The 289-nt window shown below is 40.1% G+C and carries 1 protein-coding gene; it reads right to left on the reverse strand.

Annotated features, from left to right (window positions below):
• Positions 1-244 (reverse strand): GGDEF domain-containing protein (locus tag AAEY78_RS12560; protein WP_352339668.1); only part of this gene is annotated, 244 nt, incomplete at its 3' end.
• Between the last annotated feature and the right edge of the window lie 45 nt (positions 245-289).

A 289-nucleotide genomic window follows, 5' to 3' on the forward strand; every position in this document is an offset into this window, starting at 1 on the left:
TCACGTTAATATTGTTATAAAAATGAAAATAAGTAAGCTCATCGGTAATTCGTTGGCAAAGCTCTGCGGCATCGTGCAACTGTACATGCTGACAAACGACCACAAACTCTTCACCGCCCCACCTTGCCACAACATCAAGTTCTCTTACTGAAGCTTGTAGCACTTGTGCTACTTGAACCAAAATTTTGTCGCCGATAGCATGTCCATGCATGTCATTTATCGCTTTAAAAAAATCGATATCCATGATGATCAAACTGATATTGTTGTTCTGAGGTGTTTTTTCCTGAGG

The organism is Psychrobacter sp. 16-MNA-CIBAN-0192, assembly GCF_040309565.1.
Taxonomy (GTDB): Bacteria; Pseudomonadota; Gammaproteobacteria; order Pseudomonadales; family Moraxellaceae; genus Psychrobacter.